The sequence below is a fragment of the Faecalibacterium sp. 3 genome (assembly GCF_048323735.1).
GTDB lineage: Bacteria > Bacillota > Clostridia > Oscillospirales > Ruminococcaceae > Faecalibacterium > Faecalibacterium wellingii.
The window spans coordinates 2,423,858-2,441,121 of sequence record NZ_JBLWFN010000001.1; the positions used below are offsets into that span (position 1 = coordinate 2,423,858).

General features: G+C 56.2%; 17 protein-coding genes. 11 read left to right on the forward strand and 6 right to left on the reverse strand.

Annotated elements, in window-relative coordinates:
* Positions 1–27 precede the first annotated feature (27 nt).
* The 4 genes from ACNSPV_RS11465 to ACNSPV_RS11480 all read right to left on the reverse strand — a co-directional run bounded on the left by ACNSPV_RS11465 (position 28) and on the right by ACNSPV_RS11480 (position 4,832).
* Positions 28–870: a transporter substrate-binding domain-containing protein gene (locus ACNSPV_RS11465; protein WP_348583331.1), complete on the reverse strand. Its 843-nt coding sequence runs from the start codon at positions 868–870 to the stop codon at positions 28–30.
* 231 nt (positions 871–1,101) lie between these two features.
* A complete protein-coding gene (locus tag ACNSPV_RS11470) occupies positions 1,102–2,133 on the reverse strand; it encodes a hypothetical protein (RefSeq protein WP_348583329.1) in 1,032 nt (343 codons plus the stop codon).
* Between the two features lie 101 nt (positions 2,134–2,234).
* On the reverse strand, positions 2,235–3,776 hold the full coding sequence (cls, locus tag ACNSPV_RS11475) for a cardiolipin synthase (RefSeq protein ID WP_348583328.1): 1,542 nt from the start codon (positions 3,774–3,776) through the stop codon (positions 2,235–2,237).
* A 210-nt stretch (positions 3,777–3,986) separates the two neighbouring features.
* Positions 3,987–4,832, reverse strand: a complete 846-nt coding sequence (locus ACNSPV_RS11480) for a DegV family protein (protein ID WP_249236816.1) — start codon at positions 4,830–4,832, stop codon at positions 3,987–3,989.
* Positions 4,833–5,100: 268 nt separating this feature from the next.
* Here ACNSPV_RS11480 and ACNSPV_RS11485 point away from each other — a divergent pair, with 268 nt between their 5' ends.
* Positions 5,101–5,649: a DUF1836 domain-containing protein gene (locus tag ACNSPV_RS11485; RefSeq protein ID WP_005938962.1), complete on the forward strand. Its 549-nt coding sequence runs from the start codon at positions 5,101–5,103 to the stop codon at positions 5,647–5,649.
* 64 nt (positions 5,650–5,713) lie between these two features.
* Here ACNSPV_RS11485 and prfB read toward each other — a convergent pair whose 3' ends face one another.
* Positions 5,714–6,835 (reverse strand): peptide chain release factor 2, encoded by a 1,122-nt coding sequence (gene prfB / locus ACNSPV_RS11490; RefSeq protein WP_097775423.1) that lies wholly within the window; start codon positions 6,833–6,835, stop codon positions 5,714–5,716.
* 212 nt (positions 6,836–7,047) lie between these two features.
* On the opposite strand from prfB, the gene ACNSPV_RS11495 reads away from it, so the two are divergent.
* Complete coding sequence (locus ACNSPV_RS11495; protein ID WP_348583326.1) at positions 7,048–8,019, forward strand: RING finger protein; 972 nt, start codon at positions 7,048–7,050, stop codon at positions 8,017–8,019.
* 68 nt (positions 8,020–8,087) lie between these two features.
* Complete coding sequence (locus ACNSPV_RS11500) at positions 8,088–8,963, forward strand: UTP--glucose-1-phosphate uridylyltransferase (RefSeq protein ID WP_249238714.1); 876 nt, start codon at positions 8,088–8,090, stop codon at positions 8,961–8,963.
* A 218-nt stretch (positions 8,964–9,181) separates the two neighbouring features.
* Here the strand turns inward: ACNSPV_RS11500 and ACNSPV_RS11505 are convergent, their stop codons facing one another.
* Entirely contained in the window at positions 9,182–10,375 is a 1,194-nt protein-coding gene (locus ACNSPV_RS11505) for a cation:proton antiporter (RefSeq protein ID WP_249236820.1), read from the reverse strand.
* Between the two features lie 329 nt (positions 10,376–10,704).
* On the opposite strand from ACNSPV_RS11505, the gene rpsF reads away from it, so the two are divergent.
* The 8 genes from rpsF to ACNSPV_RS11545 all read left to right on the forward strand — a co-directional run bounded on the left by rpsF (position 10,705) and on the right by ACNSPV_RS11545 (position 17,255).
* Positions 10,705–10,989 carry a 30S ribosomal protein S6 gene (gene rpsF / locus ACNSPV_RS11510; RefSeq protein ID WP_005938979.1) on the forward strand — a complete coding sequence of 95 codons (285 nt, stop codon included), beginning with the start codon at positions 10,705–10,707 and terminating at the stop codon, positions 10,987–10,989.
* 30 nt (positions 10,990–11,019) lie between these two features.
* Entirely contained in the window at positions 11,020–11,502 is a 483-nt protein-coding gene (locus tag ACNSPV_RS11515) for a single-stranded DNA-binding protein (RefSeq protein WP_348583323.1), read from the forward strand.
* A 46-nt stretch (positions 11,503–11,548) separates the two neighbouring features.
* Complete coding sequence (gene rpsR, locus ACNSPV_RS11520) at positions 11,549–11,806, forward strand: 30S ribosomal protein S18 (protein WP_015538096.1); 258 nt, start codon at positions 11,549–11,551, stop codon at positions 11,804–11,806.
* A 156-nt stretch (positions 11,807–11,962) separates the two neighbouring features.
* The gene (locus ACNSPV_RS11525) at positions 11,963–12,679 is read left to right on the forward strand and encodes a hypothetical protein (protein ID WP_348583321.1); all 717 of its coding nucleotides are present in this window, start codon (positions 11,963–11,965) and stop codon (positions 12,677–12,679) included.
* A gap of 359 nt (positions 12,680–13,038) precedes the next feature.
* On the forward strand, positions 13,039–14,046 hold the full coding sequence (locus ACNSPV_RS11530; protein WP_339395823.1) for a LacI family DNA-binding transcriptional regulator: 1,008 nt from the start codon (positions 13,039–13,041) through the stop codon (positions 14,044–14,046).
* Between the two features lie 71 nt (positions 14,047–14,117).
* The gene (locus ACNSPV_RS11535; protein ID WP_418268280.1) at positions 14,118–15,458 is read left to right on the forward strand and encodes an ABC transporter substrate-binding protein; all 1,341 of its coding nucleotides are present in this window, start codon (positions 14,118–14,120) and stop codon (positions 15,456–15,458) included.
* A gap of 103 nt (positions 15,459–15,561) precedes the next feature.
* A complete protein-coding gene (locus ACNSPV_RS11540; protein ID WP_348583320.1) occupies positions 15,562–16,413 on the forward strand; it encodes a sugar ABC transporter permease in 852 nt (283 codons plus the stop codon).
* Positions 16,413–17,255 (forward strand): carbohydrate ABC transporter permease, encoded by an 843-nt coding sequence (locus tag ACNSPV_RS11545; RefSeq protein WP_348583317.1) that lies wholly within the window; start codon positions 16,413–16,415, stop codon positions 17,253–17,255. The genes ACNSPV_RS11540 and ACNSPV_RS11545 overlap by 1 nt, the downstream gene beginning before the upstream one ends.
* Positions 17,256–17,264 lie beyond the last annotated feature (9 nt).

Here is a 17,264-nt window from a genome sequence, read left to right on the forward strand (position 1 = left end):
CGCTCCGTTCATTTTAAATGTAAATGCTTAATCGGCCAGAGCCAGATCGTACTTGTCGGCCAGAGCCTGCATGGTGCCGTCAGCCTTCAGCTCGTCAAAGACGGTATCCACAGCGGCGGCGGCATCGCTGCCCTTGCGGAAGGCCACGCCGTACTCCTCAGCATTCAGCTCGTCCACGATCTTCAGGCTTGCATAGTCGGTGCCCTCACCGATCATGGCGTTGGCCAGAGTCAGATCCAGAACAGCAGCATCTGCAGTGCCTGCGGCAACTTCCATCAGGCAGTCGGTCTGCACGCTCTTGGAGACGTAATCGGCCTGTGCCAGATTCTCGTCACCTTCGATGGCAGCCTCACCGGCAGAGCCAGCTTCAGCCACTACCGTCTTGCCCACCAGATCTGCAGTGGAGCTGTAGTCGGTGCCGTCCTTCACGACCACGACCTGTGCGTTCTTGGCGTAGGCCTTGGTGGTGGCGGTGTTGGCCATGATATCATCGGTCAGGGTCATGCCGTTCCAGATGCAGTCGATGCTCTTGGCGTCCAGCTCAACCACCTTGGTGTCCCAGTTGATCTCCACGAACTCCGGCTCGACCCCCAGCTTTTCGCACACAGCCGTTGCCAGCTCGGTGTCAAAGCCGGTGAAGTTGCCGTCTGCATCGGTGTAGTTCATGGGTTCGTAGACGGTGTAGCCAATGACCATCTTGCCCTTTTCCTTGATGTAATCCAGATCACTGGCAGCGGTTTCGGCAGCAGAAGCGGCTGCGCTGCCGGACGCGGCAGAAGATGCCACGGTGGAAGTGGATGCGGCACCGCCGCAGGCGGCAAGGCTCAGTGCCATGGCACCGGCCAGAAAAGCGGAGACTAAACGTTTCATAACAGGTTTCCTCCCTCGTTATTTCCCAAAAGATGTTCCCTCTCGGTTTAGCATTTTATCATGCTAAAGTGTTAAACTGTGACTATAGAATAGCGCGTTTGAAGGCATTTGGCAAGAGGAAATATAAAAGTTAGTGCATATTGCCCTTTATTTTTTTCTTTTCGTTTCGTCTCTTGTTGAATTGCACAAATAAAAGAGGAAAGACGCAGTGTCTTTCCCCTTTCCGATTGCTTATTCTTCTGCGAACGCTGCCAGTGCCGCCCTTTGCAGCTCTGTTACTGAAATGGTGCATACAGCCGCAAGGTCGGCATCCGAGCCGTCATCCGGGATGGACGCCACCTCTGCGCGGGTCCGGCCCTTGAGGTAGTCGCACCAGCCCTCGCTGTGCTCATACCATTCTTTGTCCAGAGCGGACGCACCGCGCATCCCGTACTGATCGCCCTGCTCCAGCTTGGTTTTCACCAGCTCCGGTGCCGACACGGTGCCGTCCGCGCTCACCGTCAGGGCAGGCTCCGTCACGTCAGCGATGGCACCGGTCACGCGGTCGTCGGCATCCAGCGTCAGAGCTGTCACCGTAATATCCACCTGCGCAGTCACATCGTGGTCGTCGGCGGCGGTCAGATCTTTGGTGTCATTGCGCACCGACACGCCCAGCACAGCACGGTCGCCGCGGGCCGAGCCAACCGCCTTTGCGTTCTCGCAGGCGCGCACCACTGCATCCCGATAGCCGTCCACTGCAATGGTACAGCCGGAAAGCAGGTCGGCATCCTTGGGCTTGCCGTCATCGTCGGTGGCAAGCTTTTTCACCTCGTCCGGCGTCTTACCTGTGAGAAAATCGCCAAAGGCATCTGCCTGTTCTGTCCAGCCTTTTTTCAGCGAGGACACCGCAGCCAGCGGGTAGTCCTCCCCTTTCTGGCGCTTGGTAAGAGTTTCGCCGGGTATCGTCACCTTGCCGGTACCGTCCCCCGTTACAGAAAGTTCCACCTCATCCAGCATCACATCGGCCACTTTCCCCTCAGCATCCAGCAAAACGGCGGCAGCAATCGTGTTGATCTTCCCGGCACGCTCCTCTCCGTCCGCTTCCGTCAAGATGCCAAGGCCGGTGCGCCATGCGGCATTCTGCGTGGTCTGGGACGAGCTGCCGCCCATGCCTGTGCTCATGCTTCCGGAAGAACCGGAGCCGCTCCCGCCGCAGGCGGTGAGTGTCAGCGCCGCCGCCAGCGTGCAGCCCAAAACCGTGCAGGATATCTTTTTCGTTATCATCGAAACGCTCCCTTTCCTGCCCCATCGTAAAGGGGCTTTTGGGCTAGTTTGCCCGGAAAGCAGCGGTTTTATTTCGCGTCTACCGCGGTCTGTCGTTTCTTTTACATTAAAGGGCTCAGCAGCCGCAGCACGCTGTCCAGCACAGTGCCCAGCAGACCGGTATGGCAGTCCGATACCTGTACCTCCCGGCATTTGAGCAGTGTATCCCGCACGTCATCCCGCAGGACGGTCACCTGACTGTTGTTCTGCAGCAGCACGCCGCACTCGAAGTGCAGGAACAGGCTGCGGTAATCCATGTTGATGCTGCCCACCACAGCGGTGCTGTCATCGCTCACCCAGCACTTGGCGTGCAGGAAGCCGGGGGTGAACTCGTAAATGCGTACACCCGCCCGCAAAAGCGGCAGATAGTACGACCGGCTCAACCGGAATACCAGCTTCTTGTCCGGGATGCCCGGCAGCACCAGACGGACATCCACCCCGCGCTTGGCAGCGTTTTTCAGCGCATCCAGCATTTCCTCGCCGATCGCAAGGTAGGGTGTATAGATGTAGACATACTGTTTTGCCTGCGCAAGGATATTCAGATAAACGGTTTCTGCCATGGGCTCCTCGTCCAGCGGACTGTCTGCATAGGGCTGCACCACGCCGTCCGATGCCGACGACACCAGCGGCATGGGGCGAAACGCATCATAATCCGTCTCGCTGGGGCGAAAGGCATTCCAGAAGTTGAGGAACATCACCGTAAAGTTCCACGCGGCGTCGCCTTCCACACGCAGGGCTGCATCCTTCCAGTAGCCGAAGCGCTGCTCTGCGTTGATATACTCATCTGCCAGATTCACGCCGCCGGTGTAGGCCACCGTACCGTCAATGACTACGATCTTGCGGTGGTCGCGGTGGTTCATCACCAGCGAGATCAGGGGCACCACCGGGTTGAACGGGATGCAGCGGATATGCGCCCGCTCCATCCGCACGATAAAATCGGCAGGCAGACCCAGCAGACTGCCAAAATCATCGTAGATCAGACGCACATCCACGCCCTGTGCCGCCTTGCGGCGCAGGATCTTCTCGACGCCATTCCACATGCAGCCATGGCTCACAATGAAAAATTCCAGAAAGATGCTCTTTTGGGCCTTTTCCAGATCGGCCAGCAGCCGCGGATACATCGCTTCGCCGCTGGCAAAATACTGCGCACGGGTGTTCTGCCATGCCGGATAGGGGCCATACTTTGCCACATAACGGCTCTGGCCCTGCCCGCCGGCATCCAGACTGTCCAGTACGCCCGGCTGCTGCTGCAGGTCTTTTTTATGTGCGCTGTCCACAGCATGCATTTTCAGGCTCAGGCGCTTGCTCGGGCGTTTGTTGCCAAAGGCCAGATACAGTGCACCGCCCAGCAGCGGCAGAATGCCGATCAATGCGATCCAGCCCACCTTATAGGCGCTGTTCTCGTCCTTGCGCACAAGGTACAGGATAATGAGCAGGCTCAGGGCGTTGAGCAGACCGTTCACCCATACACGGCCTGTACCGGTGGTAATGGAATAGAACACCCAGCACAGCCACAGCAGCTGCAGCGCTACCAGCACCACCGTGATGGTGACGCGGTTCAGGATGCGGTTGAAAAAGCGCACGATCGGCGAACGAAAAAACATCGGCCTGCTCTCCTCCTTTATTATAATATGTGTAAGTATAGCGCGGTTTTGCAGCTTTTTCAAGATTTGCGTTGTTTCCTGATGCGCCCCGCAAAAAGCCGACCGGAAAAATCCGCAGATTTTTCCGGTCGGCAATCAAAGAAATGATTTTTTCGTCAAAGAGACAGCTATTGCAGTTCCCGCGCAAATGCGGAGCCATTGAAAGCCGCTTTATGCTTCGGCTTCGCCGTCCTCAAAGCCCACCATCAGGCCGCCCTGCTCAGCGTAGTAGCTGCACAGGCCGCCGCACTCGGTGACATCCACCTGTGCGCCTGCAAACACCGCATGGATCATCAGCTTCAGGCGCTTGGCAGCTTCCGGGTTATCACAGTGGGCAATGTGCACTTTGCCATCGGTAAAGCCGTGATCCTTCAATTCCAGCACGATGCGCTCCAGTGCGCCGTGCTCACCGCGGGTCTTGCACAACACCTCCAGCTCGCCGCTCTCGCTGGCCTGACCAATGACCCGGATGCCCAGCATCCGTGCCACGGCGGCAACGGCGGGCTTTACACGGCCGTTGCGGGCCAGATTTGCCAGCGATTCCAGCGAAAACACCAGATGCGTGTGCTTGTGGTAAGCCAGGATTGCCTCACAGATCTCGTCAAACTCCATCCCGATCCGGACGAGGTCCCGCAGACGCTCTGCCAGCAGACGCAGCTCCGGCCCGGCAGACAGGCTGTCCAGCACAAAAATACGGGCCTCCGGGTGTGTTTCCTTGTATTCTTCCGCTGCCAGCAGTGCAGCATTGTAGCTGCCGGACAGTGTGCCCGTGATGGTGGCAACAAAAATCTGCTCTGCGCCCTCATAAGCAGCCAGCCAGTCTGCCACATTGGGGCAGGAGGTGCTGGTCTTGCCCTTGTAAGTACGCAGAGACCGGGCCATGCCCACAGCATCCAGAGTGCCGTCATCCAGATATTCCTGTTCATCCGTGACGATCTTCAACGGCACACAGGCAAAATCCACGCCCGGCAGGGCATACAGGCTGGACGAAGAATCCACAACGATCTTGGTTTTCATAAAATGCACGCTCCAAATCTATTTTGTGATAGCAGGTCATTTTTGTATTTTCCGTGCCTTACACGCACTTCCGCCTGCATGGTTTTTTCGGTTCACTGCAGACATCATAGCAGTTTTTCAAAAACCTGTCAAGTGATTTTATGCATTCTTTCAAAAGTTTTAAAAATCCGTTGACCAAAGTACAGATTTGCGCTATAATACCGCCATAAAACCATTTTCTGTATCCCGCGCAGCCCAGCTGCGCCAACCTTAGAGAACTGCTTACGATATGAAAACTGAAACCAAATGCCGCGTTGCGGCCTGCGCCGCCGGGTTTGCCCTGCCCCGGTACGCCGATCTCCCGCAGATGGGGCTTTACCTTGACCAGACCGTGCAGTACGTCAACAGCTATTTCCGCACCTTCTGCGGCGTGGAGCTCACCTCTTCCATGGTCAGCAACTACGTCAAAAAGGGCATTCTGTCCCACCCGGTGCGCAAGAAATATGCCCGCGATCAGATCGCATCCCTGATGTACATTGCAGTCTCCAAGACCGTCCTTTCGATGGAAAACATCGATGCCCTGTTCAAAATGCAGCGGGCGCACTGTTCTGCCGGGGCAGCTTACGACTACTTCTGCGACGAGATGGAGAACTGCCTGCCGTTCGTATTCGGCTGCACCAGAGAGATCCGCGACCTTGCCGTGGATGCCGCAGATGAAAAGCTGCTTCTGCGCAGCACGATCCTTGCAGCGGCAAACAAAATGTATCTGGACTGCTGCTTCAACGCCCTGCGGCAGGAGGAAAACCTCTGGGACACCATTCTGCCCGATCTGGCATAAGAACACAAAAAAGGCCGTGCCTCCACAAAAGGAAGCACGGCCTTTGCATTTTATACGTTCAAGATCAGGTATCCTGCAGTTCCCCGCGGCTTGCAGCCTTGAGGTATGCGAAGATGAAACCGTCCAGATCACCGTCCATCACGGCGTCCACATTGCCGGTCTCGTAGTTGGTGCGGTGATCCTTGACCATGGTGTAGGGCATGAACACATAGCTGCGGATCTGGTGACCCCATGCGATCTCGTTCTGCACGCCCTTGATGTCGTCGATCTTATCCATATGCTGCTGCTTTGCGATCTGATACAGCTTTGCCTTCAGCATTTCCATTGCGTAGTCACGGTTCTGGAACTGGCTGCGCTGGGTCTGGCAGCTGACCACGACGCCGGTGGGCTTGTGGATCAGACGGACAGCGGAAGAGGTCTTGTTGATGTGCTGGCCGCCGGCACCGGAGGAACGGTACACCTGCATCTCAATATCCTCGGGGCGGATATCCACCTGAATGGTGTTGTCCAGCTCGGGCATCACTTCCAGCGAAGCAAAGCTGGTCTGACGGCGGGCGTTAGCGTCAAAGGGCGACACACGCACCAGACGATGCACGCCGTTCTCACTCTTGAGCAGACCGTAGGCGTTGGCACCCTTCACCATCATGGAGGCGCTCTTCATGCCGGCTTCATCACCGTCCTGATAATCCAGAACCTCCACGGTCATGCCGTGGTTGGAAGCCCACTTATTGTACATGCGGTACAGCATTTCGGCCCAGTCCTGTGCCTCGGTGCCGCCGGTACCGGCGTGGAAGGTGAGGATGGCGTTGCTGTGGTCGTACTCACCGTTCAGCATCGTCATGAGCTGCAGCTCGTCCACCGCCTTGCCCACAGCGTTCACAGACTCCTCTGCTTCGGGGATCATGGCAGGGTCATATTCTTCATCCAGCATTTCCAGCATGGTCTCGGCGTCATCGTACAGGCCCTGCAGCTTTTCAAAACGGCTCAGCTTGCCCTTCAGGTCGCCCACCTCGTCAAACACCTTTTTGCTCAGGTCTGCATCATCGTAAAAGCCGGGGCGGGACATGGTGTGCTCCAGCTCCTGCACGCGCTTGCGGGAGGCATCGATGGCCAGAGCCTCTTCCAGGTCCTTGACCGCCTTGCCATAATCGGCAAGCTGCACCTTCAGTTCGTCAATCGTGATCATTCTTTCAGTTCCTCTCGAAATGATAATAAGGTAAAGTCTTTTATTCTCAAAAGACACAGTTTATACACAGATACTTCACTAGTATACCGAGAATCTGTGTTAAAGTAAAGAGGTAAATGGATTATCCTGCTGGAATTTTGAAGATTTTTGCCTTTTCTTTTCGTTCTCAGGGGAGTATAATACCAGTATGAATCATATAACAGGAGGAAATCATGCCAAAATATTATGGCTGTCCCTGCGAAGGCTGCGGCAGACCGCTGGCGCTGACCGATGATATCGTGGTCTGCCCGGACTGCGGCGCACCCTATCACCGCGAGTGTTACGAGAAGCTGGGCCGCTGCATCCATACCCCCGCCCACGGCGCAGGCTATGAATGGAGGTTTCCGTACAAGGATGAAGAACTGCGCACCTGCCCCAGCTGCGGTGAGCGCACCCTGCGTTCCGAGACGGTATGCCGCTGCTGCGGTGCCGTCATGCCGCCGGAGGATCAGTGCCCGGATCCTTCCGCCCAGACTGCTTCCGGCGCAGACCAGAACCGATTTGACTATGATGATCTTTACCGCCAGTACCAGCAGACCGTGGAAGAACCCACCCGCCGCAATGTACAGGCGGCCTTTGGCAAGGAAGAGCTGATCGACGGGATCCCCTACAGCGACTGGAACGATTACATCGGCAAGGCCGCGCCTGTCTATCTGAACGACTACAGCCGGATGCAGCTGCAGCACACCAAGATCTCCATGTGCCTCTCTGCGCTGGTGTTCGGTCCGTTCTATTTCTTCTATCGCAAGGCGTGGAAGCCTGCCTTCGGTTTTCTGGCTGCAGAGCTGGTGCTGGCCCTGCCCACCCTGCTGAGCATGATGCAGGCCACCGGCAGTCCGCTGACCGCCGGCATCAGCAGCACGGTCATCGTTGTGCTGTCCCGCATTATGACGGTGCTCAGTTTTGCGCTGGTGATGCTGCGCACCCTGTACGCCAAATGGCTGTATCGCAAAAGTGCAGCCGAACGCATCCGGCGCATCCGTGCCGAGTTCCCGGACGCTGCTCAGCGCCGTGCGGTCCTGTCTGCACAGGGCGGCGTGAGCATCGCCAGTGTGATCGGTGCCTTTGTGCTGCTGATGGTTCTGGGTGCCTGTGCCACCATGCTCATGGGCCCGAATCTGGACGCTTTGGTCGGGATGCTCTGATCTGCAATGCCGCCTGCAAAGGCTGGCATTGCGGATTTCAAAATAGTAATAGGAGAATATGGATCATGATGAAGAAAGTCACAAAAGCTGTCATTCCTGCCGCCGGTCTTGGCACCCGCGTGCTGCCCGCTACCAAGGCCATGCCCAAGGGTATGCTGCCCATTGTGGACAAGCCCGCCATCCAGTATCTGGTGGAAGAGGCGGTGCGTTCCGGTATCACCGATATCCTCATCATTCTGGGCCGCAACCAGAGCATCATTGAGGATCACTTTGACCGCAGCCCTGAGCTGGAAGAAAAGCTGGCAAAGCCCGGCAAGGAAAAGGCTCTGGAAGAGTGCCTTGGCATCGCCAACATGGCAAACATCTTCTTTGTGCGCCAGAAGCAGACGCTGGGTCTGGGCCATGCCGTGAACACCGCCAAGGCCTTCACCGGTGACGATCCCTTCGTTGTCATCTACGGCGATGACGTGATCTGGGGCGAAGACCCGGTCTGCGCTCAGCTGATCCGCGCCTACGAGGAGTTCGGCCGTCCGGTCGCGGGTGTTTCCGCTGTGCCCTGGGAGGATGTGAGCCGGTACTGCAGTCTGAAGACCACCCCCATCCACGACAACTACTTCTTTGTGGATGACATGATCGAGAAGCCCAAGAAAGGGCAGGAGTTCAGCAACTACTCCATTCTGGGCCGTGTGCTGCTGACTCCGCAGATCTACGAGATCCTCGCCCACACCAAGCCCGGTGCCGGCGGTGAGATCCAGCTGACCGATGCCATGGCCGAGTATGCCCGCACCTGCGGCGGAATGACGGCCGTAGAGTTCACCGGAAAGCACTACGACATGGGCAACAAGCTCAAGGTGGTAGAGGCTCAGGTGGAGCTGGCCCTGCAGCATCCGGAGATCGGCGAAGCCTTCCGCGAGTACCTGAAGGAGTTCTGCAAGACACTGTAAATAAATGAGGTTGCTGCGCAAATGATGTTCTTCAAATGATATTTTGCTTCGCAAAAATGATGCGCGCTGCGGCGCATGAAGGACGATACGACAGCAAAAAAACACCCCGGAATGCGAAAGCTTCCGGGGTGTTTTCATTGCACCGCTGTGCGGTGCACATCATCTGCGCAGCAGACATCATGGCGTAAGCCACATCATTTGCGTAGCAGCCTCATTCTTTATTCCGCCTGACTGGGGTGCAGCTGCGGCGGCATTTTGGTAAAGAGTGCCTTGAGCACCAGCGGCGTTGCCACACTGGACACCACGATCAGCAGGATCACAGCGGTAAAGTAGACCGAGTCCACCACGCCGACATCCAGGCCCTTCTGGGCCACGATCAGTGCCACCTCGCCGCGGGTCATCATGCCAACGCCGATCTTGAGGGAGTCGCCCCAGTTAAAGCGGCAGAGCTTTGCGGCCAAACCGCAGCCGATGATCTTGGTGATAAGTGCCACAATGACGAAGCAGACACAGAACAGGAAGATTTCCGGCGTCAGGCCGCTGATGTCGGTCTTCAAGCCGATGGATGCAAAGAAGATGGGTGCAAAAATGATATAATTGCTGATGTCCACGCGGCGCTCCACGTAGGGGGCATCGTCCATGGTGCACAGAACGATACCGGCGATATAGGCACCGGTGATATCTGCAATGCCGAAGTATTCCTCGGCAATGTAGGCCATGGCAAAGCAGAACGCCATGCTCACGATGGTGATGCGCTGGGTGTGGGGATTGCGCTTGTCCAGCCATGTCATAGCAAAGTGAGCCACAACGCCCACGCCCACGGCAGTGGCAAAGAACAGCACCGTATTGATGAGCACCTTGCCCAGACCTGTGCCGGTGCCGGAGCTTGCGCCCAGCACGCAGGTGAGGACTACGATGCCGATGACATCATCAATGACGGCGGCACTGACGATGGTAGTGCCGAGAAAGCTCTTCAGGTGGCCCAGCTCCTGCAGGGTCGCCACCGTAATGGACACGCTGGTGGCGGTCATGATGGTGCCGATGAACAGAGCACGGTAGAACTCAGGGCTGCCCACGGCAGAGAAGCCGTAGAACGCACTGTACAGCAGGGTGCCGCCCACCAGCGGAACGGCTACGCCCACGCAGGCGACCAAGGTGGCGATGGGTCCAGCCTTGATAAGTTCCTTCAGATTGGTGCCAAGGCCCGTGGTGAACATCAGCATGACCACGCCGATCTCCGCAAAGGTGGAGATGGCATCACTGGTCTGCACGAGGTTCAGGATGCACGGACCGATGAGCAGGCCGGCAATGATCTCGCCCACCACCTGCGGTGCCTTGCACTTGCGGGCCACAAGGCCAAAGAACTTTGCGCTGAGGATGATAATTGCCAGATCACGGAAAACCAAATACACAAAGAATCCTTCCTTTACTATAAAATTCCCAAAACCATATATACATTTCTTTCGAAGACGGATAACAGAGAGCAGAGAGACGGCCGATCCCCGGCTGCCCTTCCGTTCATCCTCTGAAAGCGACTATATTATAGTCCTCTTTCAACAAAAAATCAAAACATTTTTTGTTGTATCTTTTTTCAGAAAACACTTGACAGATCCTTTACAGCTTGCTATAATGAATTGCTGTCTGAACAGACACGCCGCACACAAGGCGCGACGCCGCGTTTTGTGTGTACCCTTGGTCCTGTGATTGCAGGACCCTTAAGTCCAAAAGGAGGTGCTACAAAATGGCAAAGTACGAAACCATGCTGATTACCAGCGCCGCTCTCGACGAGGAGGCTACCGCCGCTCTGGTTGGTAAGTTTAAGTCCCTGATCGAGGCTAACGGTACGATCGATTCCATCGACGAGTGGGGTAAGCGCCGTCTGGCCTATCCCATCAACGACGAGGAGGAAGGCGTCTACACCGTGATCGACTTCACCAGCGAGCCCAGCTTCCCCGCTGAGCTGGACCGTGTGTACAAGATCACTGAAGGCGTTATGCGCAGCCTGATCATTGCTCACGAGGAGTAATCCTTCCGTGACAGAAAGGGAGACCGTAGTATGTTGAATGTTGTTGCCATCATGGGCCGTCTTGTGGCGGATCCTGAACTGCGCACCACCCAGCAGGGTACCAATGTGTGCAGTTTCCGCATTGCCTGTGACCGCAATTTTGCGCGTCAGGGCGAGCAGCGTCAGGCCGATTTCATTGATATCGTTGCATGGCGCCAGCAGGCCGATTTTGTTTGCAAGTATTTCCAGAAAGGCAGTCTGATCGCCATTGAAGGCAGTCTTCAGACCCGCCAGTATCAGGATAAGAACGGCAACAACCGTACCGCTGTGGAAGTGGTAGCCAACAACATCAACTTCGCAGGCTCCAAAAACAGCAATGCAGGCGGCGGAGCAAATTATCAGAATAATTCTGCTCCCGCCTACCAGAACGCAGCGCCTGCCCGCCCGGCCGCTGTGGAGGCAGCTCCCAGCTACTCTGCCGGCAATGCAGACGATTTCGCTGTGATTGATGACAGCGATGACCTGCCGTTCTGACACGAAACGGTCAATCCGTTAAAAATTCAATAGGAGGTAATAAGCAATGGCTTTTGAAAGAACCGAAGGCTCTCGCCCCGCACGCCCCATGCGTCGCGGCCGCAAGAAGGTTTGCAGCTTCTGTGTCGATCGCATCGACACCATCGATTACAAGGACGTGCCCCGTCTGCGTAAGTACGTCTCTGAGCGTGCAAAGATCATTCCCCGCCGTGTGACCGGCACCTGCGCTTATCATCAGCGCGCACTGACCATCGCCATCAAGCGTGCTCGTCACGTTGCTCTGATGCCCTACGTCAGCGACTAATCTTTAAAGAATCAATCCAATCAAAATAATCAGCAATCAGCAAAGCGCTCTCACCGATGACAAGGTGGGAGCGCTTTTTTCTCTTTTCCTTCCGGCCCGGACGTGCTATACTGAGTTCAGGGATTGTTTTATTATTTTTTGAGGAGGTTTTCTGTCATGAAAAAACGGTATCTTAGACTTGCGGCGCTGACGGCCGGTGTGCTGCTGACCGCACAGACCGGTCTTTCCGCTGCTGCGCTTTCTACCTTTGATGCAGCATACTACGCTGCACAGTATCCGGATGTTGCGGCCGTATGCGGCAATGACGAAGGCGCGCTGCTGCGTCATTATCTGGATCACGGCATTGACGAAGGCCGCAAGCCTTCTGCGGACGGCATTGCCGGTGATGACGAGCTTTCTTTGACCGAAGCGCAGTTTTCTTCCGTCTGGTCGCCGGTGGCCATCAACAAGCTGACCCACTACAAGTCCCTCAAGCGCAAATGCACTGACGAGGAGTTTGCGCAGGCATATCAGGAAGCGCTGAAGGTGGTCACACCGCTGGCGCTCATGAGCCGGGAAGACCAGCTTTACGGCATTGCCTCTGCCCTGCGTGCGGTGGTGGATGATGGTTCCATGGCTTACTCCATGGAAGCCAACCACTACAACGACCCCTACGGTTATTTTGTACTGCGCACAGCATCCTGTGCCGGATGTGCCCGGGCCACCGCTCTTTGTCTGGACATTCTGGGCATCCCCTATGAGCATGTGAACGAAAACCAGTACACTCACCAGTGGTGCCGCGTGCCCATGGAGGACGGCAGCTACTGGATCTGCGATGCATTTGGCCTGTACTGCGGCCCGGAACCCGAACCCTATCAGCACCCGTATTTTTGAAAAAGCGGATAAAGCATTTCAAAACCATGCAATGCCCGGCAGGCTGTGTTATCTGCCGGGCATTGTTTTTTATTTCCTTTCCCCCTTTTATAAAACCACTGCTCTATGTCGAAAAGTTACAAATCGGTACGGTTTTACCGGTTGTTCCTGACTTGTACCGGGAATTTGCGGAACTATTGGCATGTTTTGATTTGCACGCAATTCAATCTGCACAAAAGCCGCTCCATATGCTATGCAATTTTCACGAAAACACTTTGGGGTTATTGATTTTTTATACAGATTATGCCATAATATAGTCACTGAAAACGTTCCCGACAACGTTCCCGAATATATTACCGAAAGTGAGGTACTCCGACAAAATGCCGAATCTGACCATCAAGGACATTGCCCGGATCAGCGGCTGCTCGGTGAGCACCATTTCTCGTGTCATCAACGACCGGCCCGACGTCCGGCCCGAGACCAAGGAACATGTGCTTACGGTAATGCGGGAGGCCGGGTTCGTGCCCAACACCAATGCACGACAGTTGAAGATCCAGCAGTCCCGCAGTCTGGTGTTCGTGGTCAAGGGTACCCGCAATCTCTTCTTCTCGGACTTCTTAGTCCAGCTGCAGCGGGCCGCTACCCTGTATGGCTACAATGGCATCGTTTCCTATCTGGATGAAAACGCCAACGAGATCGATGCCGCCGAAAAGATCCTGCGGGAGATCAAGCCCAAAGGCATGATCTTTCTGGGCGGCAGCGTAGCCAACTTCAAAAAAGGCTTTGCCAACATCACAGTCCCCTCGGTGCTGACCACACTGGTCTCCGACGAGCTGGACTTTCCCAATCTTTCCATGGTGGGCGTGGATGACCGCGCCGCAGCCTACGCTGCTGTGGACTACCTCATCCAGCAGGGACACCGCAAGATCGCAGTGCTGGGCGGTCCGGTCACCAGCTATCCCAGCGTGATGCGCCGCGAAGGTGCACAGCAGGCGATGCGGGACGCAGGCATCCTGTTCAGCGACAAGCTGTACGGCCTGTCCAACTACGATTTTGAGTCTGCCTATCACGCTGTGAACAGCCTGCTGGCCCACCGGGCCGACTTTACCGCCCTGTTCGCCATGAGCGATGTGATCGCTTTAGGTGCCATCCGTGCGCTGGTAAGCGCCGGGCTGCGGGTGCCGGAGGATGTCTCGGTGATCGGCTTTGACGGCATCACGATGTCCCGTTACTGCGTGCCCGTGCTGACCACCATCGTGCAGCCCAGCGAACAGATCTCGCTGCAGAGCATTGAGCTGCTGGTGCGGCAGATCGAGCACGGTGCACCGGCCCAGACCATCACCTTGCAGCCGGAGCTGCAGCAGGGTGAGAGCGTGAGGGCCATCTAAACTTTGTACTCCCTCCGTCAGGGGACGGAGATTTTAAAATAGTTTATTTTTAATAAGAAGGAGAACTTATTATGAAGAAAATGATCACTCGTCGTAACTTCCTGAAGGCCGCTGGCGTTTCTGCCGCTGCTCTGGGTCTGGCTGCCTGCGGCGGCTCTTCCAACAGCACTGCTTCCTCTGCTGCCGGTTCTGCCGCTGCTTCCAGCACCGCTGCAAAGGCTGACGGCAAGGTCTACTACCTGAACTTCAAGCCCGAGCAGGATCAGGATTGGCAGGATCTGGCCGCTGAGTACACCAAGGAGACCGGCGTGCCTGTGACCGTTGTCACCGCCGCTTCCGGCCAGTACGAGACCACCCTGATGAGCGAGATGGAGAAGAGCGAGGCTCCCACCCTGTTCCAGGTGAACGGCCCTGTTGGTCTGGCAAACTGGAAGGATTACTGCTATGATCTGTCCGGCAGCCAGCTGTACGGCGAGCTGACCAGCGACTCTTTCGCACTGAAGGATGGCGACGCTGTTACCAGCATCGCATATGTCATCGAGACCTATGGCATCATTTACAACAAGGAACTGCTGAGCGCCGCCGGCTACACGCAGGACGATATCAAGGGCTTTGCTGATCTGAAGAAGGTCGCTGACGATATTCAGGCACGCAAGGCTGAGCTGGGCGTGGACGGTGCTTTCACCTCCGCTGGCATGGACGGTTCTTCTGACTGGCGCTTCAAGACCCATCTGGCAAACCTGCCCATCTATTACGAGTACAAGGCAGACGGCATCGGCTCCACCGACGCCATCAAGGGCACTTATCTGGACAACTACAAGCAGATCTGGGATCTGTACATCACCGATTCCACCTGTGATCCCACCCTGCTGGCTTCCAAAACTGGCGATGACGCTGTGGCTGAGTTTGTGGGCAAGAAGGCTGTGTTCTACCAGAACGGCACTTGGGCTTACAATGACGTGAAGGATCTGGGCGACGACAACCTGGGTATGCTGCCCATCTACATCGGCGTGGATGGCGAGGAGAATCAGGGCCTGTGCACCGGTTCCGAGAACTTCTGGTGCGTGAACAACAACTCTTCTGATGCCGACATTCAGGCTACTCTGGACTTCCTGTACTGGTGTGTCACCTCTGAGGCCGGCACCAGCGCGATGGCTGACAAGATGGGCTTCGTGATCCCCTTCAAGAAGGCTAAGGACTCCACCAACCCTCTGATCGCCATTGCAAACGATTACGTTGCCGAGGGCAAGACCAGTGTGGACTGGTGCTTCTCCACCATGCCTTCCGAGGAGTGGAAGAACGGCGTGGGCAGCGCTCTGACCGCTTACGCAGCAGGCACCGGCGACTGGGACGGCGTTGTGACCGCCTTCGTCGATGGCTGGGCTAAGGAATACAAGCTGGCAAACGGCTAAGCTCCTGATCGGTCTATAAAAAAGAACTGAACAGGGAGGCGGGCGAAGAAGTTCGCCCCGCCTCCCCTTTTTTGTTAACCACTCCGCATATAGGAGGTACATCATGCAAAAAGCCATCAGCAAATACTGGCCGGTGTTCGTGCTGCCTACCCTCATCGCATTCATCATCGGCTTTATCTGGCCCTTTATCTGGGGTATTTACCTTTCGTTCCAGCGGTTCACCACTGTGAGCAAGACCACCTTTGTGGGCATTCAGAACTATCTCAGCGTATTTCAGGATGCCACCTTTCTGCACGCGTTCGGCTTTACCGCAGCGTTCACTGTGGTTTCCACCGTGCTCATCAACGTCTGCGCCTTTGCCATTGCGCTGGCGCTCACCCGCGGCATCCGCGGCACCAACATCTTCCGTACCGTCTACTTCATGCCCAACCTGATCGGCGGCATCCTGCTGGGCTACATCTGGCAGATCCTGCTCAACGGTGTGCTGGCCAACCTGCAGAAACCTCTGCTGGCGCTGGATGCCAAGGCCGGTTTCGTCGGTCTGGTCATCCTGATGTGCTGGCAGCAGATCGGCTACATGATGATCATTTACGTTGCCGGCCTGCAGAGCGTGCCCGGCGACCTGATCGAAGCCGCCAAGATCGACGGTGCCAATGACCGCGAGATCCTGTTCAAGATCAAAATTCCCATGGTTATGCCCAGCGTGACCATCTGCACCTTCCTGACCCTGACCAACAGCTTCAAGCTGTTCGACCAGAACGTTGCCCTGACCGCAGGCGAACCCGCCAACGCCAGTGAAATGCTGGCCCTGAACATCTACAACACCTTCTATGGCCGTTCCGGTGCCCAGTGGAAGGGCATCGGTCAGGCAAAGGCTGTGGTGTTCTTCCTGATCGTTGTGGTCATTTCTCTGATCCAGCTCCACTTTACCCGTTCCAAGGAGGTGCAGCAGTAATGCCTAAACAGAAAAAAATGTGGGATAACGTTCTCACCGTCATCATGTCTCTGCTGAGTCTGCTGTGGATCTACCCCATCGTGCTGATCCTGCTGAACAGTTTGAAGGTCGAGGGCAGCTTTACCACCTCCACCGTGTTCAAGCTGCCTACCGCAGAGACCTTTGCGGGTCTGAGCAACTACGTTTACGGCGTCACCAAAATGGGTTTCCTTTCCAGCCTTGGCTACAGCCTTGTCATCACCGTTACCAGTGTGGCGCTGATCCTGCTGTGCTGCTCCATGACCGGCTGGTACCTCACCCGCGTGAACAACAAGCTGAGCAAGTTCATGAACCTGCTGATCGTGTTCTCCATGGTCGTTCCCTTCCAGATGGTCATGTTCACCCTGTCCAAGACTGCTGACCAGCTCAAGCTGAACACCCCCTGGAACATCTGCATCATCTATCTGGGCTTCGGCGCAGGTCTGGCCGTGTTCATGTTTACCGGCTTCATGAAGAGCGTGCCCATGGAGATCGAGGAAGCTGCCATGATCGACGGCTGCAACCCCATCCAGATCTTCTTTAAGGTCGTATTCCCCATCCTCAAGCCCACCATGATCTCCACCGCCATCCTGGAGACCATGTGGGTGTGGAACGACTACCTGCTGCCCACGCTGGTGCTGGACATCAAGAAGTATCGTACCATCCCCATGGCCATCCAGTATTTCCGCGGCGGTTACGGCCGTGTGGAGCTGGCTCCCATGATGGCCTGCATCATCATTGCCATCATCCCCATCATCATCCTGTACATGACCTGCCAGAAGTACATCATCGAAGGCGTTGTGGCAGGTGCCGTGAAGGGCTAAGGAGGTGCG